Below are 2,248 nucleotides of genomic sequence, written 5' to 3'. Positions count from 1 at the left end.
AAATTCCATTCAAAATGATCAATTTCCAGCTAACGCAATCCGATTTTTGTTAGCTGACAGCTAATCAAAATTACCGGTTTGCAAACATGGGTTTTAAGAAGTCCAGCTAACATTTGGGTTCCGCTCCGTTGTCACCCCTTATTCGGGGATGTAAATCAGAGAAAAGGCTGGAAAAGAAATAATCTCTCCCAAACCTGCAAACATGAATTAGCTGAAACAGTATTCAATTCTATTAGCTACAGCTAATGGTCAAACAGCAATGTCTGTTTGGAACTTTACTATCTATAAAAGTTCCAGGCAGGCATTTTTTAGTATCCTGAATCCTGGAGGAAAGGAGTCAAGATGACTGAGCCAAACAGACAATCAGGAGAAAACGAAGAAAGAATCATAGAAATTGAGATTGAGCGTCTTCGACCGTTCAAAGAGCATCCGTTTCAGGTGAAAGATGATAAGGAAATGTTTCTTCTGCAGGAAAGCATTGAGAAGTATGGAATATTAAATCCGCTGATCGTCAGACCGGTACCGGATGGATACTATGAGATCATATCCGGCCACAGAAGAAAACATGTTGCGGAGAAGTTGGGATACCGTAAAGTACTGGTGATTATCCGAGTATTAAGTGAAGATGATTCCATTTTAAGTATGGTAGATTCCAATCTTCACAGAGAACGGATCAGTTACAGTGAGAAAGCTTTTGCTTACAAAATGAAACAAGAGGCCATGAAACACCAAGGTTCTCGGACAGACTTGACTTTGGGACAAAATGTCCCAAAGTTCAAAAGAACAACGGAAACAATTGCGGATGGGACAGGTGAAAGCTATAAACAGATTCAGCGTTACATTAGACTGACAGAATTGCTACCAGAACTTCTTGATCTGTTAGATAACAAAAAGCTTCAATTCACGGTTGCTGTCAATATCTCCTACATCGATAAGGAAATACAGGGATGGATCTACGAATATATCAGCGACACCGGATTTATTAAACCCAAGCAGATTGCAGCACTTAGAAATCAGCTAAATGATGGACCAATCAATCAGATTCAGATGTTATCAATTTTCAATAACTGTGTGATGGCAAAGAAAGTATCCCGGTCTCTCATTTTCTCAGAAAAGAAACTGACAAAGTACTTTCCGGATGATTATACAGCCAAAGATATGGAGCAGGTGATTGAATCATTATTAGAAAAATGGATGCAGGAACAGTCCTGTTAAGGATAGAAAAAGCTAAGAAAACAAAGTCAAAGAAGTTTAAAAAGAGGACTTCTTAGCAGAAAATGAAAGGAGGATATTATGGAGAAAAAAATGACATTTAATTATTTTTACGGTACCGAAGCTGATCAGTTCAGCTTCTACCGCATACCAAAAGCATTATTTACAGACAGTTACTTTAAAGATTTATCAAGCGATGCTAAAATTTTATATGGACTGATGTTGGATCGAATGTCTCTTTCCATCAAGAATCAGTGGTTTGACGACAAAAACAGAGCATATATCTACTTTTCCATCGAAGATATCATGGAATTACTGAACTGTGGCAGAAATAAAGCCATTAAATCCATGAGAGAACTGGATGACGAAACAGGAATTGGTCTGATTGAGAAACGCAGACAGGGATTTGGAAAGGTGAACGTTATCTACGTGAAAACCTTTATGTCTGAGAAAACAGATGAGAAAAAATTTGGAGAGGAATTAAAGAAGTTTAAAAAACAAACTTCTGTGGAAAATGAGGAATCTACAGAAGTTTACAATTCAAACTTCATGAAGTCCCAAAATCAAACTTCTAGAAGTCCCGAAAACAAACTTCAAGAAGTTTACATTTCAAACCCTAATAATACTAATCTTAGTGATACTGAAATGAATGATAATAAATCTAATCCCTATCATATCTGTGGATGAGAAAAGATTTGATAGCGATAACCGCTCTGAGGATTATCAGGCTTATGAAAACCTTGTCAAAGAGACCATTGATTATGAATCACTGGAAGTAACCCATCATGACGATATGCGACAGGTAGATGAAATCGTGAACCTGATCGTAGAGACTGTGATGTGTAAAAATGACAAGATCTTGATTGCCAGCAACTGGTATCCGGCATCACTGGTGAAGAAAAAATTTCTGATGCTGACCTATTCACATATCGAGTATGTCTTACACTGTATGAGTGGTAACACCACAAAGGTGAAGAACATCAAGAAATATTTATTAGCAGCCCTGTTTAATGCACCGTCAACGATGAACGGATAT

The 2,248-nt window shown here is 37.5% G+C and carries 1 protein-coding gene and 1 pseudogene; both read left to right on the top strand.

The window, feature by feature from the left end:
• The first annotated feature begins 342 nt into the window (after positions 1–342).
• Positions 343–1,215, top strand: a complete 873-nt coding sequence (locus tag I4V44_RS17305) for a ParB/RepB/Spo0J family partition protein (protein WP_118588262.1) — start codon at positions 343–345, stop codon at positions 1,213–1,215.
• Positions 1,216–1,293: 78 nt separating this feature from the next.
• Positions 1,294–2,248 (top strand): annotated as a pseudogene (locus I4V44_RS18435) (DUF6017 domain-containing protein); the annotation flags it as partial.

Origin of the sequence: Blautia sp. 1001283B150304_161114_C9 (assembly GCF_015668165.1) — a bacterium.
Classification (GTDB): Bacteria; Bacillota; Clostridia; order Lachnospirales; family Lachnospiraceae; genus Blautia_A; species Blautia_A wexlerae.
The sequence above is the reverse complement of the archived record's forward strand: the minus strand, read 5'-3'. Positions and strand labels throughout refer to the sequence as shown.